We start from the raw sequence: 21,459 nt of genomic DNA, 5'->3' as shown, positions 1-21,459 counted from the left end.
GATTCGCGCGCCTCGTGCTTGTAAGTGGTACCCATTTGGTGATCACCGTCCCCACGTCAGCCGCTCAACGCTGGTGCGCAAGAGCATCGTCACGTATCTAGTCCGAATCACTTTCCAGGACAGACCTCAGCTGTTCGACATATTCACCCAGTGCTTCGGGGGTGAACATTTCGAAGTGGGTGCAGCCAACCGGTCGCACCGTGATCCTCCCGGAAACATAAGGGCGCCAACTGTGCAGCAGCGCTCCGGCTGCCCTGCGGTTACGCAGACGCGCCAACCTCGGCATGATTCCGTTCCCGTCGGCCTCCTCGCATCGAGGTCGGGCAGCCGAGAACATCACGACGTCACCGTCAAAAAGTTCGGGCTGATGATCGAGAAGGAACAACTGCCCCGCACTCACGCTGCGGGCCATGAACTTCACCAACTGCCGGGACGGAGGACTGGCCCCGTGCCGGGCAATGATGTCGGCCACCCGCGAATAGGACAGCAGCCCGAAATGCACAGGCACCCGGACCTTGTTGGTCCGCAGGATGTAATCCAGCACCCATCCTTCAGCCACTGCCTGATTCTTCGCGATCCTCCTGGTGATGCGTTTCCAGAACCTGTTCGGGTTCAACAAGCCATCGAGCAGCACCAGACGCTGAACCTCACACCCCCGCCGCTGAAGCTCGACGGCCAACGCATGAGCCACCACTCCACCAAACGACCAGCCCAGAATCCGGTATGGCCCAACCGGATACAGCTTCTGAAGCCGATCGGCGTAGCTCTCCGCCATGGCGTGGATCGACTGTGCCTCGGATTCGCCATCGGCCGGCGCCCGGTTGATTCCGACGATCGGGCCCTCCACGTACTGGCCCAACGCCCGGTACGACCAACTCAACCCGAATCCGTCATGCACGCAACACAACGGCACGCCATTGCCCGGCTTGAGCACCTCGACCGGGACCACTTCCCGCGAACTCTCGGCGCGACCCACTTGCTGGGCCAAACCACGCACCGTCGGCGCATCGAACATGACCCGCACCGCCAACTCGGCGTCGAGGCTGGTGTTGGCGGCCGCGATCACCCGCATCGCCGACAGCGAGTCCCCTCCGAGGTTGAAAAACGAATCGTCGACCCCGACTCGCTCCAGGCCCAGGACTTCGGCGTAGATGCCGGCCAGGATCTCCTCGGTGAGCGTTTCCGGGGCACGGTACTGCCGAGCATCGACATACTCCGGCACCGGGAGGGCGCGACGATCCAACTTCCCGTTGACCGTCAACGGCAAACTGTCGACCGCCATTACCGCCGCAGGCACCATATAGGCCGGTAACCGTGTCGCCATGGCAGCCCGGATTTCGGCCGGGTCTGCCTTACCGGTGATGTACCCGAACAGCCGCTTGTCGCCGGGGCGATCTTCTCGAGCGATGACGGCCGCCTGCTCCACCCCCTCCAGACCGGCCAGCACCGCGCGCACGTCACCCAACTCGATGCGATACCCGCGAATCTTGACCTGCTCATCAGCCCGGCCCAGATACTGCAACTGACCGTCGACACCCCAACGCACCAGATCTCCGGTGCGATACATCCGCTCCCCCGCGGCGAACGGACACGCGACGAATCGCGACCCCGTCAACCCACCCCGACGCTGGTACCCGGCGGCCAGGCCGGACCCGGCCACATACAACTCCCCGACGACACCGGCGGGCACCGGACGCAACCACCGGTCCAACACGAAGAACGCCGCACCCGGCACCGGCCTTCCGATCGGCACCACACCCGACCCTGCCGCCAACGGGGCACTGAACGACGTGTACCACGTCTCCGTCGGGCCGTAACCGTTGATCATCAACCGGCCCAGTGCCCACCGATCCACCAACTCGGCCGGGCACGCCTCACCGGCCACCACCAACGCCGCAGACTCCAAACTCTCCGACGACAGCGCCGCGGCAGCCGACGGCGTCTGGTTCAGCACCGTCACTTGCTCTGCAACCAGCAAGTCGTGCAACTCATCCGGTGAACCCACCAGCGCATCAGGCACCACCACCAATCGGCCACCGCTCAGCAGCGCACCGAAGATCTCCCACACCGACACGTCAAAGGCATACGAGTGCCACTGTGACCACACCCCCGCGGTCGGCAACCCCACATCCAACGACGTCAGCAACCCGGTGACGTTGCTGTGCGGGACGGCCACTCCCTTCGGCACACCCGTCGTGCCCGACGTGTAGATCACGTACGCCACATCATCGGCAGCCGGCATTGACAGCGCGCTGCTCGGTTGCATGACGATCCGCCGGTCCGCCACATCGACAACGGCCACACCCAGCTGGTCCAGCCGCGCCGCCAACGCACCTGCAGTGACCGCGGCCACCGGCCGGGCATCACCGACCACCACGGCGATCCGTGCGTCTGGGTACGCCGGATCCAACGGCAAGTACGCCGCACCTGTCTTCAACACCGCCAAGATCGCCACAATCGCGTCAACCGAACGATTCAGCACCAACGCCACACACTCACCGGGGCCGGCACCATGACCGGTAAGGAGGTGCGCCAGCCGATTCGAGGCTTCGTCGAGTTCTCGATACGACATGGACCTGCCCTCGAAGGTGACGGCTGCGGCATCCGGCACCCGAGCCACCTGATGGGCGAACACCTCCGGAATCGAGCCCGCGATCCTCGCCGGTGCGGTCAGCGCGGCCAGGTTTCCGAGCTCATCGAGACGGGCATGCTCGTCGGTGTCCAACACATCGATGGACGACAAGCGCTGGTCCGGATCGGCCGTCATCGCCGCCAGAATCCGCTCCAACCGCCCCACGATCACCTCGATCGTGCCGGCGTCGAACACATCAGTGCGGAACTCGACCGAACCACCGATCCCGGCCCAGGCGTCCTCCGCGTCGTACCTTTCTCCGAGAGCAAAAACCAGATCCATACGTGCGGTATGGGTTTCGGCCATCTGTGCCGCAGCCTGCACATCACCCACCGCCGGCTCGGAACCGGACGCATTCGCCGGGTTCTGCCAGGCCAACATCACCTGGATCAGTGGGTGATGGCTCAGGCTGCGGCTCGGGTTGAGCCGGTCTACCAACACCTCGAACGGCACGTCCTGATGCTCATACGCTGCCAGGCTGCGCTGACGTACCTGCCCCAGCAGTTCGCCTACGGTGGGGTCGTCGGCCAGGTCGACCCGCAGCACCAAAGTGTTCACGAAGAACCCGACCAGATCATTCAAGGCGGGATCATTACGCCCCGCAATCGGGAAACCGACCGCCACATCGGAACTGGCACTCAAACTCGACAACAGCACCGCCAACGCAGCCTGCACCACCATGAAGCTGGTCGCGTTGTGCTCCCTCGCAACCGCAGCCACCCGCTGCTGCAGTTCCGCCGGCCACTCCACTTCGACGACAGCTCCGCTGTGATCGGCGACCGCCGGGTACGGGCGGTCCGTAGGCAACTCGAGGCGGTCAGGCAGGCCGGCCAGCGCGTCCTGCCAGTAGGCCAGTTGCCCCCTGATGCGGCTCTCGGGGTCGGACAGGTCACCGAGCTGCTCCCGCTGCCACAGTGTGTAATCCACGTACTGCACCGGCAGAGGAGACCACTCCGGCGCCTGGCCGCTGCAGCGCGAGGCGTAGGCGACGGCGACATCACGGGCCAGCGGTGCGAACGACCAAGCGTCCCCGGCAATGTGGTGCACCACCGCAACCAGCACATGCTCATCGTGAGAGACGCGGAAAAGCCTTGCCCAGATCGGGATCTCGTTGTTCAGATCGAAGGGGTGCCGTATCGCCGCATCGATGGCGGTTGCGAGCTCCTTCGCGGGCCAATCCGCGGCGTCAACCTCCTGCCACCCGAAATCGGCCTGGTCGGCTGGAATGACCACCTGCCGGGGGACACCGTCGACCTCGGGGAAGACCGTACGCAGACTCTCATGCCGGGCCGCCACATCGGCCAGGGCAAGGTGGAGCGCATCGACGTCCAATCCGGTGACCCGGTACATCATCGGCATGTTGTAAATCGGGGAAGGACCGTGCAATTGGTCCAAGAACCACAACCGCTGCTGGGCATACGACAACGGCACCACAGCAGGCCGAGGCACGGGGGCCAACGGCGTCCGTCCTCCCACACCCATGGCGATTCGCGGTTCGAGCTGCGCGACGGCCGGCGCGTCGAATACCGCGCGGACTGCCAGATCAGTGTCGAATGCGGTGTTGACGGCATTGATCAGCCGGATGGCTGACAAGGAGTCACCGCCGAGATCGAAGAACGAGTCGTCGACTCCGACCCGATCCAAACCCAATACTTGAGCGAATATACCGGCCAGGATCTCCTCGGCCGGGGTGGTCGGGGCACGATAGCTGTCGGCATCGATGTATTCCGGTGCCGGCAGCGCGCGCCTGTCCAATTTGCCGTTGACGGTCAACGGTATTGCGTCGACCACCACCACGGCGGCAGGCACCATGTAAGTCGGAAGGTGCTCAGCCAGCTCGGCTCGGGCCTGAGCCGGGTCGACCAGTCCCGGCGCCGTCTCTGTCACGTAGCCGACGAGTCGCTTCTCGCCGGGGTGATCCTCGCGGGCGACGACGACAGCCTGTTCCACGCCAACCAGATCAGCCAGTGCGACCTGGATTTCGCCTAGTTCGATCCGGTAGCCGCGGATCTTTACCTGCTCATCGGCGCGACCGAGATACTGCATCTGCCCGTCACTGCCCCAGCGCACCAGATCGCCGGTCCGGTACATCCGCGTCCCCGCGCCGCCGAACGGGCAAGCGACGAAACGCGATGCGGTCAACCCGGCCCGACCGACGTAACCCACCCCGACGCCACGGCCGGCCACATACAACTCCCCCACAACGCCTGGGGGCACCTCCCGCAGCCAGCGATCAAGGACGAACAACGCGGCGCCGGGTGCCGGCGAACCGATCGGAACGATGTTCGGCACCGCCCCTTCGGCTTTCAAGGGCGCACTGATCGCGGCGTACACCGTGGCCTCGGTTGGCCCATACGCGTTGATCAGCACCCGTCCCGGTGCCCAACGTTGCACCAACTCGGTCGGGCAGGCTTCCCCGGCGACCACCAACGTGGTGGCCTCCAAGCCGTCCGGTGAGAGCATCCCCGCCGCCGACGGTGTCTGACTCAACACGCTGACCTTCTGGCTCACCAACAAGTCGTGCAAGTCCTGCGGCGAACGGGCCACCTCCTCCGGCACCACCACCAACCGGCCGCCGTGCAGCAGGGCGCAGAAGATGTCCCACACGGAGACGTCGAACACCAGCGAATGCCATTGCGACCAAACGGTTCCAGGACCGACCAGGGCCGGGTCCACGGCGCCGAGGAACTGCGTCACATTCTGGTGAGTGATCGCCACGCCCTTCGGAACGCCGGTGGTTCCCGAGGTATAGATCAGGTAGGCGAGGTCATCTGCCTTCGGTCCTCGCAACGCTGTGTCTGGTTGCGTCTCGATCCGCGCGTCCGCGATGTCGATGACACTCAGGTCACACCCATCCAACCGTGTCCGCAACTCGGATGTGGTGACCGCCGCGACCGGGCCGGCGTCGGTCAGCATGAATTCGACCCGCGCGTCCGGCACCATCGGGTCGATGGGCAGGTACGCTGCCCCCGACTTGAGCACTGCCAGGATCGCGACGATCGCCTCGGCCGAATGGTTGAGCAGCAGCGCCACACATTCGCCCGAGCCGGCACCATGGCCAACAAGCAGGTGTGCCAGGCGATTCGACGCCTGGTCGAGCTCGCGATACGTCCACGAACTCTCGCCGCACACCACCGCGACTGCGGCGGGGTCCCGTGCCACCTGTTCGGCGAACATTGCCGGAATCGACCTGGCGACCACCGACTCGGACAGCACCGCCCGGTTGCCCCATTCGTCGAGGTGGGCGTGGTCACCTGCCTCGAGCAAGTTCACTGACGACAACGTCGCTGATGGATCGGCCGTCAGGGCTTGGACCGCACGGGTCAGTCGCTCGGCGAAGCGCTGAATGGTGGCGGTATCGAACACATCGGTGCGGAACTCCACGGCCCCGGTGATGCCGGCGGGCTCACCGGCGCTCCAGCGTTCTGCCAACGAGATCATCAGATCCATGCGGGCCGTCTGAGTGTCCGCTTCCAGCGGGGTGGCCTGCATGCCGCCCAAGCTCGTCGACGCTGCGCGGTCGCCGTCCTGCTCGGTCAGGTTCTGCCAGGCCATCATCACCTGGACCAGTGGGTGGTGGGTCAAACTGCGAGACGGGTTGAGCCGGTCGACAACCATCTCGAAGGGCACATCCTGGTGCTCGTAGGCAGCCAGGCTACGTTTCCGTACCTCGGCCAACAAGTCACCGACGGACGGATCACCGTCGAGTTCGACACGTAACACCAGTGTGTTGACAAAGACGCCGACCAACTCATCCAATGCTGGATCGGTACGCCCTGCAATGGGGAATCCCACTGCAACATCCGAATTCCCGCTGAGAGTTGACAACAGCACAGCCAGGGCAGCCTGTACCACCATGAAGCTGGTGGCATTGTGCTCGGCCGCCACCCGCGCTATCTGCTGCTGTAACTCGACCGGCCACTCCATCGCGAGACTGGCCCCGTGGTAGTTGGCCACCGGCGGATACGGCCGGTCGGTGGGCAGCTCCAGACGCTCGGGCAGCCCGGCCAATGCCTGCTCCCAATAGGCCAACTGACCAGAAATCCGGCTGTCCGGATCAGTCAGATCACCCAGATACGACCGCTGCCACAGCGTGTAATCCGCATATTGCACCGGTAACGGCGCCCAGTCGGGAGCCAGTCCCGCACACCGGCTCGCGTAGGCCATCCCGATGTCACGCACGAGCGGCCCGATCGACCAGCCATCCCCGGCAATGTGATGGACCACCGCAACCAGCACATGTTCGCCCTCGCCCGTGCGGAAAAGGGTTGCTCTCAACGGGATCTCAGCGGACAGGTCGAAGTTGTATCCGACGGTCGCACGAATCGCGTCGTGGAGCTGATCCGCGGACCAGTCCTCCGCATCGACGAACTGCCATCCCGGATCGGCCTGTCCCGCCGGCACCACGACCTGTCGAGGCACACCGTCGACCGCCGGGAACACCGTGCGCAGAGCCTCGTGGCGCTCGACCACATCGGTCAGTGCCGCAGCGAGCGCATCAACGTCGAGTCCGCCGGTGATCCGGTACGCGGTCGGCATGTTGTAGATCGGTGACGGTCCCTCGAGCTGGTCGAGGAACCACAGTCGCTGCTGGGCAAATGACAGCGGGAGGGCTTCGGGGCGTTGTCGGGCCACCAGCGGTTCACGCCGCCCCGAACTTTGGCCTGCACGCGACGCAAGCTGTGCCACCGTGGGCGCCTCGAACACTGCCCGAACTGCGAGATCTGTTTCCAGACCGGCATTGACCGCATTGATCAACCGCATCGCCGACAGCGAGTCACCGCCCAGGTCGAAGAAGGAGTCATCCGCCCCGACCCGTTCCAGACCGAGCACCTGCGCATAGATTCCGGCGAGCAGTTCCTCGACGGGAGTTGCCGGAGCGCGGTACTCCTGACCGTTGGCGTAGTCGGGGGCCGGCAGAGCGCGTTTGTCGAGTTTGCCGTTTACCGTCAAGGGCAACGCCTCGAGTACCACCACCGCCGCGGGCACCATGTAGCCGGGCAACCGCTCCGACAATGCCGCACGAACCGCGACCGGGTCCGCGCTCCCGGTGATGTAGCCGACGAGGCGCTTGTCGCCGGGGCGGTCTTCTCGGGCTATGACCTCGGCTTGTCTCACCCCGTCCAGATCTTCCAGGGCAGATTGGATTTCGCCCAGTTCGATGCGGTAACCGCGAATCTTGACCTGCTCATCAGCACGCCCCAGATAGCGCAACTGGCCGTCAGGGCCCCACGAGGCGAGATCGCCGGTCCGATACATCCGGGTTCCTGTCCCGCCGAACGGGCACGCCATGAATCTCGTCGCGCTCAGTCCGCCGCGGCGCCAGTAACCGAATCCCAGCCCGGCGCCGACGACGTACAACTCACCCACCACACCCACCGGCACCGGTTGCAGCGACGAATCCAGCACGAAGAACCCGAGGTGGTCCAACGGCACACCGATCGGGCTCGCGCTGCCCTCGACGTCACTGGCCACGATCTCCCGGAACGAGGCGTGCACGGTCGTCTCGGTGATGCCATACATGTTGATCAGCCGAGTGGAACCTGAATGTCCCTCGAACCACGGTCGAAGGCGCTGTGGTTCAAGCGCTTCCCCACCGAAGATCACCGTCTCCAACTTCAACTGACGGCCCAGTTCAGGCTGCAACGTGTCTACCGACTGCAAGGCATAGAACGCCGACGGTGTCTGACTCAATACCGTCACCTGTTCGGCAACAAGCAAGCTGAGCAAGTCCTCCGGAGATCGTGTCACCGACTCTGACACCACGACCAGCCGGCCGCCGAACAGCAGCGCTCCCCAGATCTCCCACACCGAATAGTCGAATGCCAACGAATGGCACTGCGTCCATACCTGACCCGCCAGCCCCAACTCGGCGTCCAAGGTCCCCAACAACCGAGCCACATTCCGATGGCTGATCGCCACGCCCTTGGGAACACCGGTCGTCCCCGAGGTGTAGATCAAATACGCGACATCATCTGAAACCGGTCCCCGCAGTGCGGTACTGGATTGCGCATCGATCGCTGGGTCGGCAACGTCTACGACGGTCAGGTCGATTCCTTCCAGCCGCGCCCGCAATCCGGCGGTGGTCACCGCGACAATCGGAGCCGCATCGCCAAGCATGAACTGGATTCGCGTATCGGGATGCATCGGATCGACCGGCACGTATGCCGCCCCCGACTTCAACGCTCCCAGAATCGCGACGATCGCCTCAACCGACCGTGGCACCAATACCGCCACACATTCACCCGGACCGGCGCCAAAGTCAACCAGCCAGTGCGCCAGCCGGTTCGACGCTTCGTCGAGCTCGCGATAGGTCATCGAACGACCATCGAAACTCACGGCCACCGCCTCAGGTGCGCGGGCGACCTGAGCGGCGAACAGCCCCGGAATCGACAGCACAGGGACCGGGGACTCGGCCAATACGGCGCGGTTACCGACCTCGTCGAGGCGAGCATGTTCGACGACATCCAGCACATCGACCGACGACAGCCGCCGCGTCGGATCATCGATCAGCGCCTCTGCGACGCGCGCCAGCCGCTCGATCATGGTCTCGATACCGGCCGCGTCGAACACGTCGGTCCGGAACTCCACCGTGCCGCCGATCCCTGCGGGGTTGCCGGCGTCGTCCCACCGTTCAGCCAAGGAGAACGTGAGGTCCATCCGGGCCACGTGGGTGTCCACCGGCAGCGGACTGACCTGCGCCTCCCCCAGAGTGGCTTCGGTCGCGGTGTCGGTGGTGAAGTTCTGCCAGGCCAGCGCCACCTGGACCAGCGGGTGATGGGCCAGCGACCGGGTCGGCTTGAGCCGATCAACGAGTACTTCGAACGGCACGTCTTGATGCTCAAGCGTGGCCAGGCTGCGTTGGCGCACCTGGGCCAGCAACTCGGCAGCAGTCGGGTCATCGGACAGGTCCACTCGCAGCACCAGCGTGTTGACGAAGAATCCCACCAACTGATCGAGCGCCGCATCGCCACGACCTGCGATCGGAACTCCCACGGCCACATCAGAAGTCGCACTGAGCTTCGACAACAACGTCGTCAGCGCGGCCTGGACCACCATGTACGTCGTGGCATTGTGTTCCCGCGCAACTTGACGTATCCGCTTGTGCAATTCAGCCGGCAATGACACCGGCATGCTGGCGCCGCGGTGATCGGCCACCGGCGGGTAGGGGCGGTCGGTGGGAAGTTCCAGGCGTTCGGGAAGCCCGGCCAACGCGTTTTCCCAATACGCCACCTGCCCCGAGATGCGGCTGTCGGTGTCGCTCAGGTCGCCCAGATACGCGCGTTGCCATAGGGAGTAGTCGACATATTGCACCGGCAACGGCGTCCAGCCCGGCGCTTGTCCCGCGGACCGGCAGGCATACGCCATTTGCAGGTCGGCGATAAGCGGGGCCACGGACCAGCCGTCGGCAGCGATGTGGTGCACCACGGCGACCAGGACGTGCTCGTCCTCGTTCACCCTTAGAAGCGCGGCCCGCAAAGGTGCCTCGCTGCCCAGATCGAAGGCGTGGCCTGCCATCTCGCCGATGGCTTCACGCAATTCGGTCACCGACCACCCGCCGGCGTCGACCACTCGCCAACCGCAATCGGCTTCCTCTGCCGGTATCACCACCTGCTCCGGGATGCCCTTGGTCGACCGGAACACCGTGCGCAGAGACTCGTGGCGCTCCACCACATCGGCCAGCGCCGCACCGAGTGCGTCAGTGTTCAGCTGTCCGGTGATCTGTAGTGCCACCGCCATGTTGTAGATCGGTGATGGACCCTCTAGTTGGTCGAGGAACCACAGCCGCTGCTGGGCATACGACAGCGGAATGACTGCGGGGCGTAGCTGGGCCACCAACGGTTCACGCCCACCCGAACTCTCACCTACACGCGCCGCAAGCCCGGCCACGGTCGGGGTCTCGAACACCGCCCGCACCGCCAGCTCAGCATCCAAACTGGCGTTGATGGCATTGATCAACCGCGCCGCCGACAGCGAATCCCCACCCAGGTCGAAAAACGAGTCATCAACCCCGACCTGCTCCAGACCCAATACCTGCGCGTAGATCCCGACCAGGATTTCCTCGGTGGGTGTACTCGGAGCCCGGTACCGATCGACATCGACGTACTCAGGTGCCGGTAGCGCGCGGCGGTCGAGCTTGCCGTTGACCGTCAGCGGCAAGGTGTCCAGTACCACCACCGCGGTGGGCACCATGTAGCCGGGCAACCGCTCCGACAGGGCCGCACGAACCTCGACCGGGTCTGCGCTGCCGGTGATGTAGCCGACCAGACGTTTATCGCCGGGGCGGTCTTCCCGGGCGATCACCGCCGCCTGGCCTACCCCGTCGACCTCCGCCAACGCGGTTTGGATCTCCCCCAACTCGATTCGATAGCCACGAATCTTGACCTGCTCATCAGCACGCCCGCCATACCGCAACTGGCCATCGGGACCCCACGACGCCAGATCGCCGGTCCGATACATCCGCGCACCCGCCCCACCAAACGGGCACGCCACAAACCTTGTCGCACTCAGTCCACCACGGCGCCAATAACCGCATCCCAAACCCGCGCCGACCACATACAACTCACCCACCACACCCACCGGCACCGGTTGCAGCGACGAATCCAGCACAAAGAACCCTAGATGAGCCAACGGCACACCGATCGGGCTGACACTGCCCTCAGCATCACCGGAGACGATCTCCCGGAACGACGCGTGCACCGTCGTCTCGGTGATGCCATACATGTTGATCAACCGCGGCGAACTCGGATGACGATCCAACCACCCCCGAAGCCGCTGTGGCTCAAGAGCTTCCCCACCGAAGACCACCGTCTCCAGCTTCAACTGACCACCCGGCTCCGGTTGCAACGCATCCGCAGCCTGCAACGCGTAGAACGCCGACGGCGTCTGGCTGAACATGGTGACCTGCTCGGCAACCAGCAGCGCATATAGATCTTCTGGTGCCTGCGTCACGGACTCCGGCACCACGATCAACCGGCCGCCATACAGCAACGCCCCCCAGATCTCCCAGACCGAGTAGTCAAAAGCCAACGAATGACACTGCGTCCACACCTGACCCGCCAGGCCGACCTCCGCGTCCAGCGTCTCCAGCAACCGCACCACATTGGAGTGAGTGATCGCCACACCCTTCGGGCGGCCCGTCGTCCCCGACGTGTAGATCAAATACGCGACGCCGTCAGCCGTCGGTGCGGGCAGTTCCTGCCTCTCCCCGTTGTGCTGATGTACATCGTCGAAATCAAGGACCTCCAGATCGCACTCTGCAAATCGGTCCATCAAGCCCGTGTTCGTGATCGCCACGGCAGGTTCGGCGTCGGCGAGCATGAACTGAATGCGCGCATCGGGATGCATCGGGTCGATCGGCAGATAGGCAGCCCCCGACTTCAACACCGCGACAATGGAAACGATCGCTTCGATGGAGCGAGGGAACAACAACGCCACCCGCTCACCCGGGCCCACCCCGAGAGTGACCAACCTCTGTGCCAGGCGGTTCGATGCCTCGTCAAGTTCCGCATAGGTCATCGATCGGCCTTTGAAGACCACCGCCACCGCCTCCGGTGCACGGGCCACCTGCACCGCGAACAACCCAGGAATCGACGCCGACACCGCCACCGGTTCGTTCAGTACCGCGCGATTGCCCCATGCATACAGCTGAACGTGCTCGTCCTCATCGAGGAAATCCATCGACGACAACCGCCGGCTCAGGTCGGCAGTCACGATGAGGCCTCCACCTCGGCCGTCATCGCCACCAAGACTTTTCGCAACCGATCGATCAACCGCACAACGGTGGCCTCGTCATAAACGTCGGTGCGAAATTCCACAGTCCCTCCAATCCCGGCCGGCTCGCCGGTCTCAGTCCAGCGTTCTCCCAACGCAAAGGTCAGATCTGTACGTGCGGTGTGGGTCTGCGCGGGCAGCGGTGTCACCCGGACGTCGCCCAGCGTCAGACCGCCTGCGGTGTCCGCGCTGTGCTGCCAGGCCAGGTTCTGCCAGGACAACATGATCTGCACCAACGGGTGATGGGTCAGGCTGCGAGTCGGGTTGAGCCGGTCCACCACAAGCTCGAACGGCACATCCTGGTGCTCGAAGGCTGCCAGACCTCGTTGTCTTACCTGCTCAAGCAGCTCACCAATGGTCGGATCTCCGGAGAAGTCGACCCGCAGCACCAGGGTGTTGACGAAGAATCCCACCAGGTCGTCCAACGCGGGGTCATTGCGACCGGCGATCGAAATACCTACCGCGACATCCGAAGTCGCGCCTAGCTTCGACAGCAGCAGCGCCAACCCGGCTTGTACCACCATGAAACTGGTCGCGTTCTGCAGCCGAGCCAGCCGGGCGATGCGCTGCTGCAGGTCGGCCGGCCAATCCACCACCAGGCTCGCGCCCCGGTAGTCGGCGACCGGCGGGTACGGCCGATCTGTCGGCAACTCCAACCGCTCCGGCAGTCCGGCCAACGCCTCTTCCCAATACGCCAGTTGCCCGGAGATGCGGCTGTCGCGGTCTGTGAGATCACCCAGATACGAACGCTGCCAAAGTGTGTAGTCCGCGTACTGCACGGGCAAAGGTGACCAATCAGGTGCTTCGCCCTCGCTGCGCCTGGCGTAGGCGGCGCCGAGGTCGGCCACGAGCGGGGTCACCGACCAGCCATCGGCAGCGATGTGGTGTACCACGGCCACCAGCACATGCTCGTTCTCTGCAACGCGGAACAAGCTTGCCCTCAAAGGCAATTCCGTCGACAGATCGAACGAATGACGCGCTACCGCGCCGGCTGCATCGGCCAGGCGGTCGGCTGCCCAACCAACTGCATCCACCACCTCCCAGGACATGCGGGCGTCCTCAGCCGGTACCACAAACTGCTGGGGTGCCTCACCGGCGAGGGTGAACAGTGTGCGCAGGCTTTCGTGTCGACCCACCACATCGACCAACGCCTGGCCGAGCGCAGCGGTGTCGAGATCTCCGCTCAGACGCAATCCCACGGCCAGGTTGTAAACCGGTGAAGGGCCGTTCAATTGGTCGAAGAACCACAGCCGCTGCTGGGCGTACGACAGGGGGATGGTCTGCGGACGTGGCATCACCTGCAGAGGCGGGCGGGCTGCGTCGCCCTGCTGCCGGTCCAGGCAGACAGCCAGCCGCCCTACGGTCGGCGCATCGAACAGGTAGCGGACCGGGACATCCTTGCCGAGCGCAGACTGAAGGCGTGCGCTGACGCGGATCGCGATGAGCGAGTCGCCGCCGAGGGCAAAGAAATCGTCGTCGAGCCCGACCTGATCGAGACCCAGAACCTCGGCGAAGACCTCGGCGACCGTCTTCTCCGTCGGCGTCTGAGGTGACCGGAACGTGGTCGCCGTGAACACCGGCTCTGGAAGGGCCTTGCGGTCGGTCTTGCCAGAGGAAGTCAGCGGGAACTCGTCGAGCACCACGATCTGGCTCGGCACCATGTATTCGGGCAAACGCGCGGCCAACCATTGGCGCACCTCGCTCACCTTGCTGTTGGTATCGGGATCATTGGCGTAAGCGCTGCGCTTGTGTGAACCGGCCGGGGGCAGATACAGATCGGTCAGTACCGGAATCTCCCCGTCCTCAGTGCCGGCAACGAACACTGCGTCCACAGTGCCGGGGTCGGGCCCCCAGGTGACCGCCACCCGGTACCCCGCGTCCTCACCGAGCCGGTACAGCACCTCGGGTGTGACGACGTTCGCGGGGTTGGCCGCAATCTCCGCCTCTACCAACGCATCGGTCACCGAATGTCCGTCGGCAAGAGCTTGTTCGACGATCACATCGGCCATCACACCCGCACGCGGGATCGCGGTGACCCGTACGGTTGCCGGCCGCTGGGCCGTCAACTCGGCGTGCAATCCGCTCAGCCCCGCGCACTCGGCCCAATCCCAGGTGGGCACCTCCTCGAGAGAAAGGACTCCGTCGGATGACCTGTGGACGGTGACGTCATAGCGGTAACGGGTCAGCTCGTTGTCGGCTTCACCGCGCTTGACCTGGACGCTTATCCCGCCCACCGCGGGGTTCTCAGCTGCCCAGATCGTGAAGAACTCGGGGGCCAGCAGCAACTCCGGCTCACCGAGGACTGCGCGTTGAACTCGCTGACGAAGATCGTCGGTGTCGGTATCGGACCCGATGCGCGCCAACGCGATACCGGTCTGGAAGGCGCCCTGCAGGCTGTGATTTCGCACGTCACCGACAAACAGTGTTCCGCCGGGGGCCAACAGGCCCATGGCGTTGTCCATCACCTCGGTGAGGTACGCCGAATTCGGGAAGTACTGGATGACCGAGTTGATGATGATCGTGTCGAAGTACCCGGCAGGCAGCCCGTCGACCACGTCTGCGGCCTGCACCCGCAACCGGACCCGGTCTCCCCACGGTTGTCCGGCCACTGCCGATTCGAGCGTCCGTATGGTCGGCGCGGAGAAGTCTGTGCCCCAGTACTCCCCGCACTTGGGAGCGATCTGTGAAAGTACGAGACCCGAACCGACGCCGAGCTCCAGCACCCGCTGTGGCCGCAGTGACAGAATCCGGTTCACCGCCGCAGAGCGCCACTCCTCCATCTGATCCAGCGGAATGGGGTCGCCGGTGTAGCTGCTGTTCCAGCCTCGGAAATCGCTTCCGAATTCAACCACGTCGAGGTCGGCGTCGTAGAGCTCGTCGTAGACGTGTTGCCACTGATCGACGACTTCCGCATCGTGGTCAGCGTTGCTGGCCCGCTCCAATGCGACATACGCGACCAGGTGATCCGCCGCATCGGTGTGGAATACCGCGGCGGCAGCCCGATTGACTTGCGGGCAGGCCAATAGGGTGTTCTCGATCTCGCCCAGTTCCAGGCGCTGGCCACGCAGCTTGACCTGCGCGTCCGCGCGTCCGAGGTATTCCAGGCTGCCCGATTCGGTCCAGCGCACCAGGTCACCGGTGCGGTACAACCGCGTCCCCGGAACCCCAAAAGGATTGGCCACGAAGCGATCCGCAGTCAGATCGGGCCGTCCCACATAACCCCGAGCCAGCACCGGTCCGGCCAGGTAGAGCTCGCCAACCACTCCGACCGGCGTCGGGTTCAGCCGGGCATCCAACACCAACGCGCACGTGCCCGGCACCGGGGCGCCGATGCGCACAGGCTGTCCGGCCGACAGCGCACTCCAGGTGGCCCAGATCGTCACCTCGGTCGGCCCATAGGCATTGAACATCCGCCGCCCGGGGGCCCACGCGGCCACCAACTCAGCCGGGCACGCCTCGCCACCGGTCACCAGCGTCGTCAATCCGGACAGACGGCTCCGGTCCAGAGTGGCCACCACGGTCGGGGTGATCAATGCGGCCTCGACCTGCTGTTCCTCGATCACGGCCGCCAGCGCGTCGCCAGCGTAGGAATCCGGCGGAGCCACCACCAGCGCCGCCCTCGAGGCCACTGCCCACAGCCATTCGAAGACCGAGGCATCGAACGTCGGCGCGGCCACCATCAGCACTCGAGCCCCCGGCGTCACACCGAACAACTCACGATGAGCTGCAGCCACTCCCAGAACACCGGCGTGGCTGATCGCCACCCCCTTCGGCGTACCGGTGGATCCTGAGGTGAAGATCGCGTACGCGGCATCGTCAACACTCAACGGCGCCAAGCGGTCAGCGTCGGTGACCGGCTCTGCGGAGCTGCTCGAAAGATCCAGCGCGTCGATATCGATTACCGGCCGCGTCCCCGTTCCGGCCACAGGATCATCACCACGAGCCAGCACACACACGGCTTCGACGGTGTCCAGTACCGTGGCGATCCGCTCAGCAGGGTGGGTTCGATCGACCGGCACATACACTCCACCGGCCTTGAGGACCGCCCACCAGGCGATCACCAACTCGGCAGATCGGCCCAACGCCACGCCGACCGCGCGCTCGGGGCCAACGCCCGCCTCGATCAATACCCGTGCCAGCCGGTTGGAGATCTCGTCGAGTTGGCGATACGTGTACTCCCGCGGGTGGTCCACCACTGCCAGAGCGTCAGGATCCGCCGCGACGGCCGTCGCCAACAACTCCGGAGCCAGGCCCACCTGCGCGTCGACACTGGCACCAGACCACCGGTGCAGCACCAGATCACGCTCGGCGCCATCGAGCAAGCCCACCTCGCCGACCACGACCGACGAGTCAGCCGCCACGGCTGAAACCACCTTGCCGAACCAGCCCACCAGACGCTCGATGGTGGACCGGTCGAACAGGTCGGTCGCGTAGGTCAGCACACCTGCAGCCATCGGGGCACCCGAAAGCTCGTCGGGAACCTCCCTGATGTCCACGTCGAGGTCGAACTTGGCGGTGCGGGTGACCATCGACATCGGCTCGATGCCGGCGCCTTCCAAGGCCACCTCGGGACGCACGTTGTTCTGGAACACCAGGGCCACCTGGAACAGTGGGTGGTGCGATGTGGACCGGGTCGGGTTGAGTTGCTCGACCAGCAACTCGAAGGGCACGTCCTGATTGCTGTAACCGTCCAGCGCTTTCTGCCGCACCTGATCGAGAACATCGCTGAACCTCTGCTGCGAGTTCAGCCCGACCCGCAACACCCAGGTGTTGACGAAGAACCCGACCAGCTCCTGTAGGGCCTGATCGTTGCGTCCGGCGATCGGTGTCCCCAATGCGATGTCCTCACCGACACCGGCCCGGTGCAGTACGACGGACATGACGGCCTGCAAGACCATCGAGGTAGTGACGTTGTGTTCTGCGGCAACCGCTTTGATACCCGCCCAGGTATCGGGATCGATGCGCAGATCGACGCCGTCGCCGCGGTAGCTCGGCGCCGGAGGACGGGGCCGATCGGTGGGCAGCGATACCACCTCTGGCAGACCCGCCAGCTCTTTACGCCAATAGGACAACTGCTCTGCGATCCGGCTGCCCGGATCCTCCAGGTCGCCCAGATGCTCGCGCTGCCACAGCGAGTAATCGGCGTACTGCACCGGCAGCGGCGTCCAGGCCGGAACCTTTCCCGCGCAGCGGGCCGCGTACGCGGCACCGACATCCTTGACCATGGGAGCCATCGACCATCCGTCGAAGGCGATGTGGTGCAGGACGATTCCCAGGACGTACTGTTCGGGGCCGACGGAGTAGATCTGGGCCCGGATCGGGATCTCGGTTGCCAGATCGAACCGATACCCCGCCAAGGCGACCAACTCGCCCATGACGGCAGCTTCTTGGTCCGCAGCCACCTTCACCACTGCCGGTCCTCCGCGTCGCCACAACCCCGGTTGTGCGGGCAGAACCTTTTGTGAGGGCACACCGTCGATGTCGGGGAACACCGTGCGCAGCGACTCGTGGCGATCGATCACGTCGTCGAGAGCCGATTCGAGCGCCCCGAGATCCACCGCTCCGTTGATCCGGAACGCGATCGGCATGTTGTATGTCGCCACCCCGCCCTCGAACCGGTTGAGGAACCACAGGCGTTGTTGCGCATACGACAACGGGATGATGTCCGGGCGCTGTTGAGGCACGAGCGGCCGACGTCCGCTCGAGCCCGAAACGAGGCGCAGCGCGAGTTGGGCGACGGTCGGTGCGTCGAACAAGGTACGCACACCCATATCGACGTCAAGGTGACTGTTCACCGCGGCGAGTAACCGCATGGCAGACAGGGAGTCGCCGCCGAGGTCGAAGAAGGAGTCGTCGATGCCGACCCGTTCCAACCCGAGGACCTGGGCGTAGATACCGGCCAGGATTTCCTCGGTAGCCGTGCTCGGAGCCCGATAGTGATCGGTGCCGGTGTATTCCGGCGCGGGCAGGGCCCGCTTGTCCAGCTTGCCGTTGACCGTCAACGGCAACGCATCAAGAGCCACCACGGCCGCGGGCACCATGTAGGCCGGCAGCCGCTGCGACAGCTGTGCGCGGACCACCACGGGATCAGCTGAACCGGTGATGTAGCCGACCAACCGCTTGTCCCCGGGACGGTCCTCGCGGACGATCACCACGGCTTGCTGCACATCATCGAGACCGGCCAGCGCCGTTTGAATTTCGCCGAGTTCGATGCGGTAGCCGCGGATCTTGACCTGCTCATCGGCACGCCCGGAATACCGCAACTGCCCATCCGGACCCCACGAGACCAGGTCCCCGGTCCGATACATCCGAGCACCGGGTGCGCCGAACGGGCACGCCACGAACCTAGCGGCGGTCAGGCCCGCACGCCGTACATAGCCGATACCTACACCGCGACCGGCCACATAAAGTTCTCCCACCACGCCAGGAGCAACCGGACGAAGCGACCGGTCCAGAACGAACAAACCAGCGCCGGGCACCGGCACACCCACCGGGACGACCCCTGAACCGGGCTGCAACGGGGCACTGATCGTGGCATACACCGTCGTCTCGGTCGGACCATACCCATTGATCAACACCCGACCCGGCGCCCACCGATCCACCACATCGGCCGGACACGCCTCAGCCGCCACCATCAACGCCGACACCGACTTCAGCTTCTCCGGTGAGAGCATTCCGACCGCAGAAGGCGTCTGACTCAACACCGTCACGCCCTCAGCAACAACCAACGCCTCCAAATCCCGCGGCGAACGCGTGGTCTGCTCAGGCACCACCACCAGACGCCCACCATGCAACAGCGCACCCCAGATCTCCCACACCGAATAATCAAAAGCCAACGACGAACACTGCGACCACACCTGCTGCGGCCCCAACTCGACACCCACATCCATACCGTCGAACAACCGCGTCACGTTCTGATGCGTAACCGCAACACCTTTCGGCGTCCCCGTGGTGCCCGACGTGTAAATGATGTGCGCCACATCATCAGCAGATGTACCCGGCAACGCGCCTGAGGACTGCGCATCGATACGCCGATCGTCGACCTCGACCACCGCGACACCGGATCCGCCAAGCCGCCCCGCCAACACAGCCGTGGTCAGCACAGCCACCGGCCCCGCATCAGCCAGCATGAACTCAACCCGAGCATCAGGATGCGCCGGATCAATCGGCAAATACGCCGCACCAGACTTGAGCACTGCCAAGATCGCCACCACAGCCTGCGCCGAGCGTTCCAGCATCAAGGCAACACACTCACCGGGCCCAGCACCATACTCGGTCAGCAAGCGTGCCAACCGATTCGACGCCTCATCCAACTCGCGATACGACAACGCGCGACCCTCGAAACGCACCGCCACCGCGTCGGGTGCGCTCTGCACACGGGCTGCGAACACTGCCGGAATCGAAGACTCCACCACCGGCCGCATCAACACCGCCCGATGACCAACCTCATCCAACCGAGCACAGTCAGCAGCATCAAGCACACCCACAGCCGACAACCGCTGAGCAGTGTCAGCCGTGATCGCCGCCAATACACGTTGCAGCCTCTTGACGAGTGTGCGAACGCTCGCCGCGTCGAATACGTCGGTGCGGAACTCCACCACGCCGCCGATGCCGGCCGGGGCGCCCGCGTCGTTGAAGCGTTCAGCCAGCGAGAACACCAGATCCATACGGGCGGTTCGGGTTTCTGCATCCATCGGTGTGGCTCGCACGTCACCCAGGTTCAGACTAGAAGCTTGCTCGGCGGCGAAGTTCTGCCATGACACCATCACCTGCACGAGTGGGTGGTGGGTCAGGCTCCGGGTCGGGTTGAGTCGCTCGACAAGTGCCTCGAACGGCACGTCCTGATGCTCGAACGCTGCCAACCCGCGTTGGCGTACCTGGTCCAACAGATCAGAAACTGTGGGGTCACCGCCCAGGTCCAGCCGTAGCACGAGAGTGTTGACGAAGAAGCCGACCAGCTCATCGAGGCCCGGATCGCTTCGGCCGGCAGTTGCGATTCCCACCGCCACATCGGAACTGGCACTCAGCTCTGAGAGCAGCGCTGCCAGCGCGGCCTGGACCACCATGAAGCTCGTCGAGTTGTGCTCGCGGGCGACGCGTGCCACCTGTTGCTGCAGTTCGGCAGGCCAATCCACCACCACACTGGAACCCTGGTAGTCGGCCACCGGCGGATACGGCCGATCAGTCGGCAGCTCGAGACGCTCAGGCAGATCGGTCAGTTCTTGTTCCCAATAGGCCAGCTGTGTGGCAATCACACTGTCCGGATCAGATGCCGACCCCAGCCAATCGTGCTGCCACAACGTGTAATCGGCGTACTGCACCGACAACGGCGCCCACTCCGGGGCCCGGCCGGCACAGCGGCTTCCGTAGGCCGAGCCCAGATCCGCCACGAATGGCGTGATCGACCAACCATCGGCAGCGATGTGGTGGACCACCGCCACCAGAACGTGTTGATCCTCAGCTATCCGGAAGAGCGTTGCCCGCAATGGGATTTCCTGCGTGAGGTCAAAGTGCCGCCGCCCGACAACTCCTGCCGCCTCCTCCAACCGATCCGCCGACCACCCGGTGGCGTCGACAACCTGCCAGCCCAGTTCTGCTTGTGCGGCCGGCACGACCAACTGCTGAGGAATCCCGTCGGCGACCCCGAACTTCGTGCGCAGGCTCTCGTGCCGCCCCACCACATCGGCCAATGCCTGTCCCAGCGCAGCCGCGTCCAGGTTGCCGTCGAGCCGCAATGCCACCGCCATGTTGTAGATCGACGACGGCCCCTGCAACTGCTCCAAGAACCACAACCGCTGTTGCGCGTAGGACAGCGGAATGACGTCCGGTCGCTGTTGGGCGACCAACCGCTGACGTCCGCTCGAGCCCGCCTTGATGTGCGGTGCGAGTTGGGCGATGGTGGGCGCGTCGAACAAGGTACGGACACTGACTTCGGCGTCGAAGCCGGCGTTGACGGCTGCGATCAGTCGCATCGCCGTCAGGGAGTCGCCGCCGAGGTCGAAGAAGGAGTCGTCGATGCCGACCCGTTCCAACCCGAGGACCTGGGCGTAGAT

Annotated in this window: 2 protein-coding genes; both read right to left on the bottom strand. The window is 64.8% G+C overall.

Features of this window, described 5'->3' with window-relative positions; genetic code table 11:
- Nucleotides 1–97: 97 nt before the first annotated feature.
- Nucleotides 98–12,151 carry a non-ribosomal peptide synthetase gene (locus AC4ELH_RS30525; RefSeq protein WP_498889488.1) on the bottom strand — a complete coding sequence of 4,018 codons (12,054 nt, stop codon included), beginning with the start codon at nucleotides 12,149–12,151 and terminating at the stop codon, nucleotides 98–100.
- Nucleotides 12,152–12,342: 191 nt separating this feature from the next.
- Nucleotides 12,343–21,459: amino acid adenylation domain-containing protein (locus AC4ELH_RS30520; RefSeq protein ID WP_498888524.1), on the bottom strand; the 9,117-nt coding region annotated here is incomplete at its 5' end.

The organism is Mycobacterium shunyiense (assembly GCF_058270075.1).
The sequence above is the reverse complement of the archived record's forward strand: the minus strand, read 5'-3'. Positions and strand labels throughout refer to the sequence as shown.

Bases quoted from the DNA above. Each gene is read 5' to 3' on its own strand.
- AC4ELH_RS30525 (WP_498889488.1), bottom strand. From the start codon at position 12,151: ATGACCTATGCGGAACTTGACGAGGCATCGAACCGCCTGGCACAGAGG.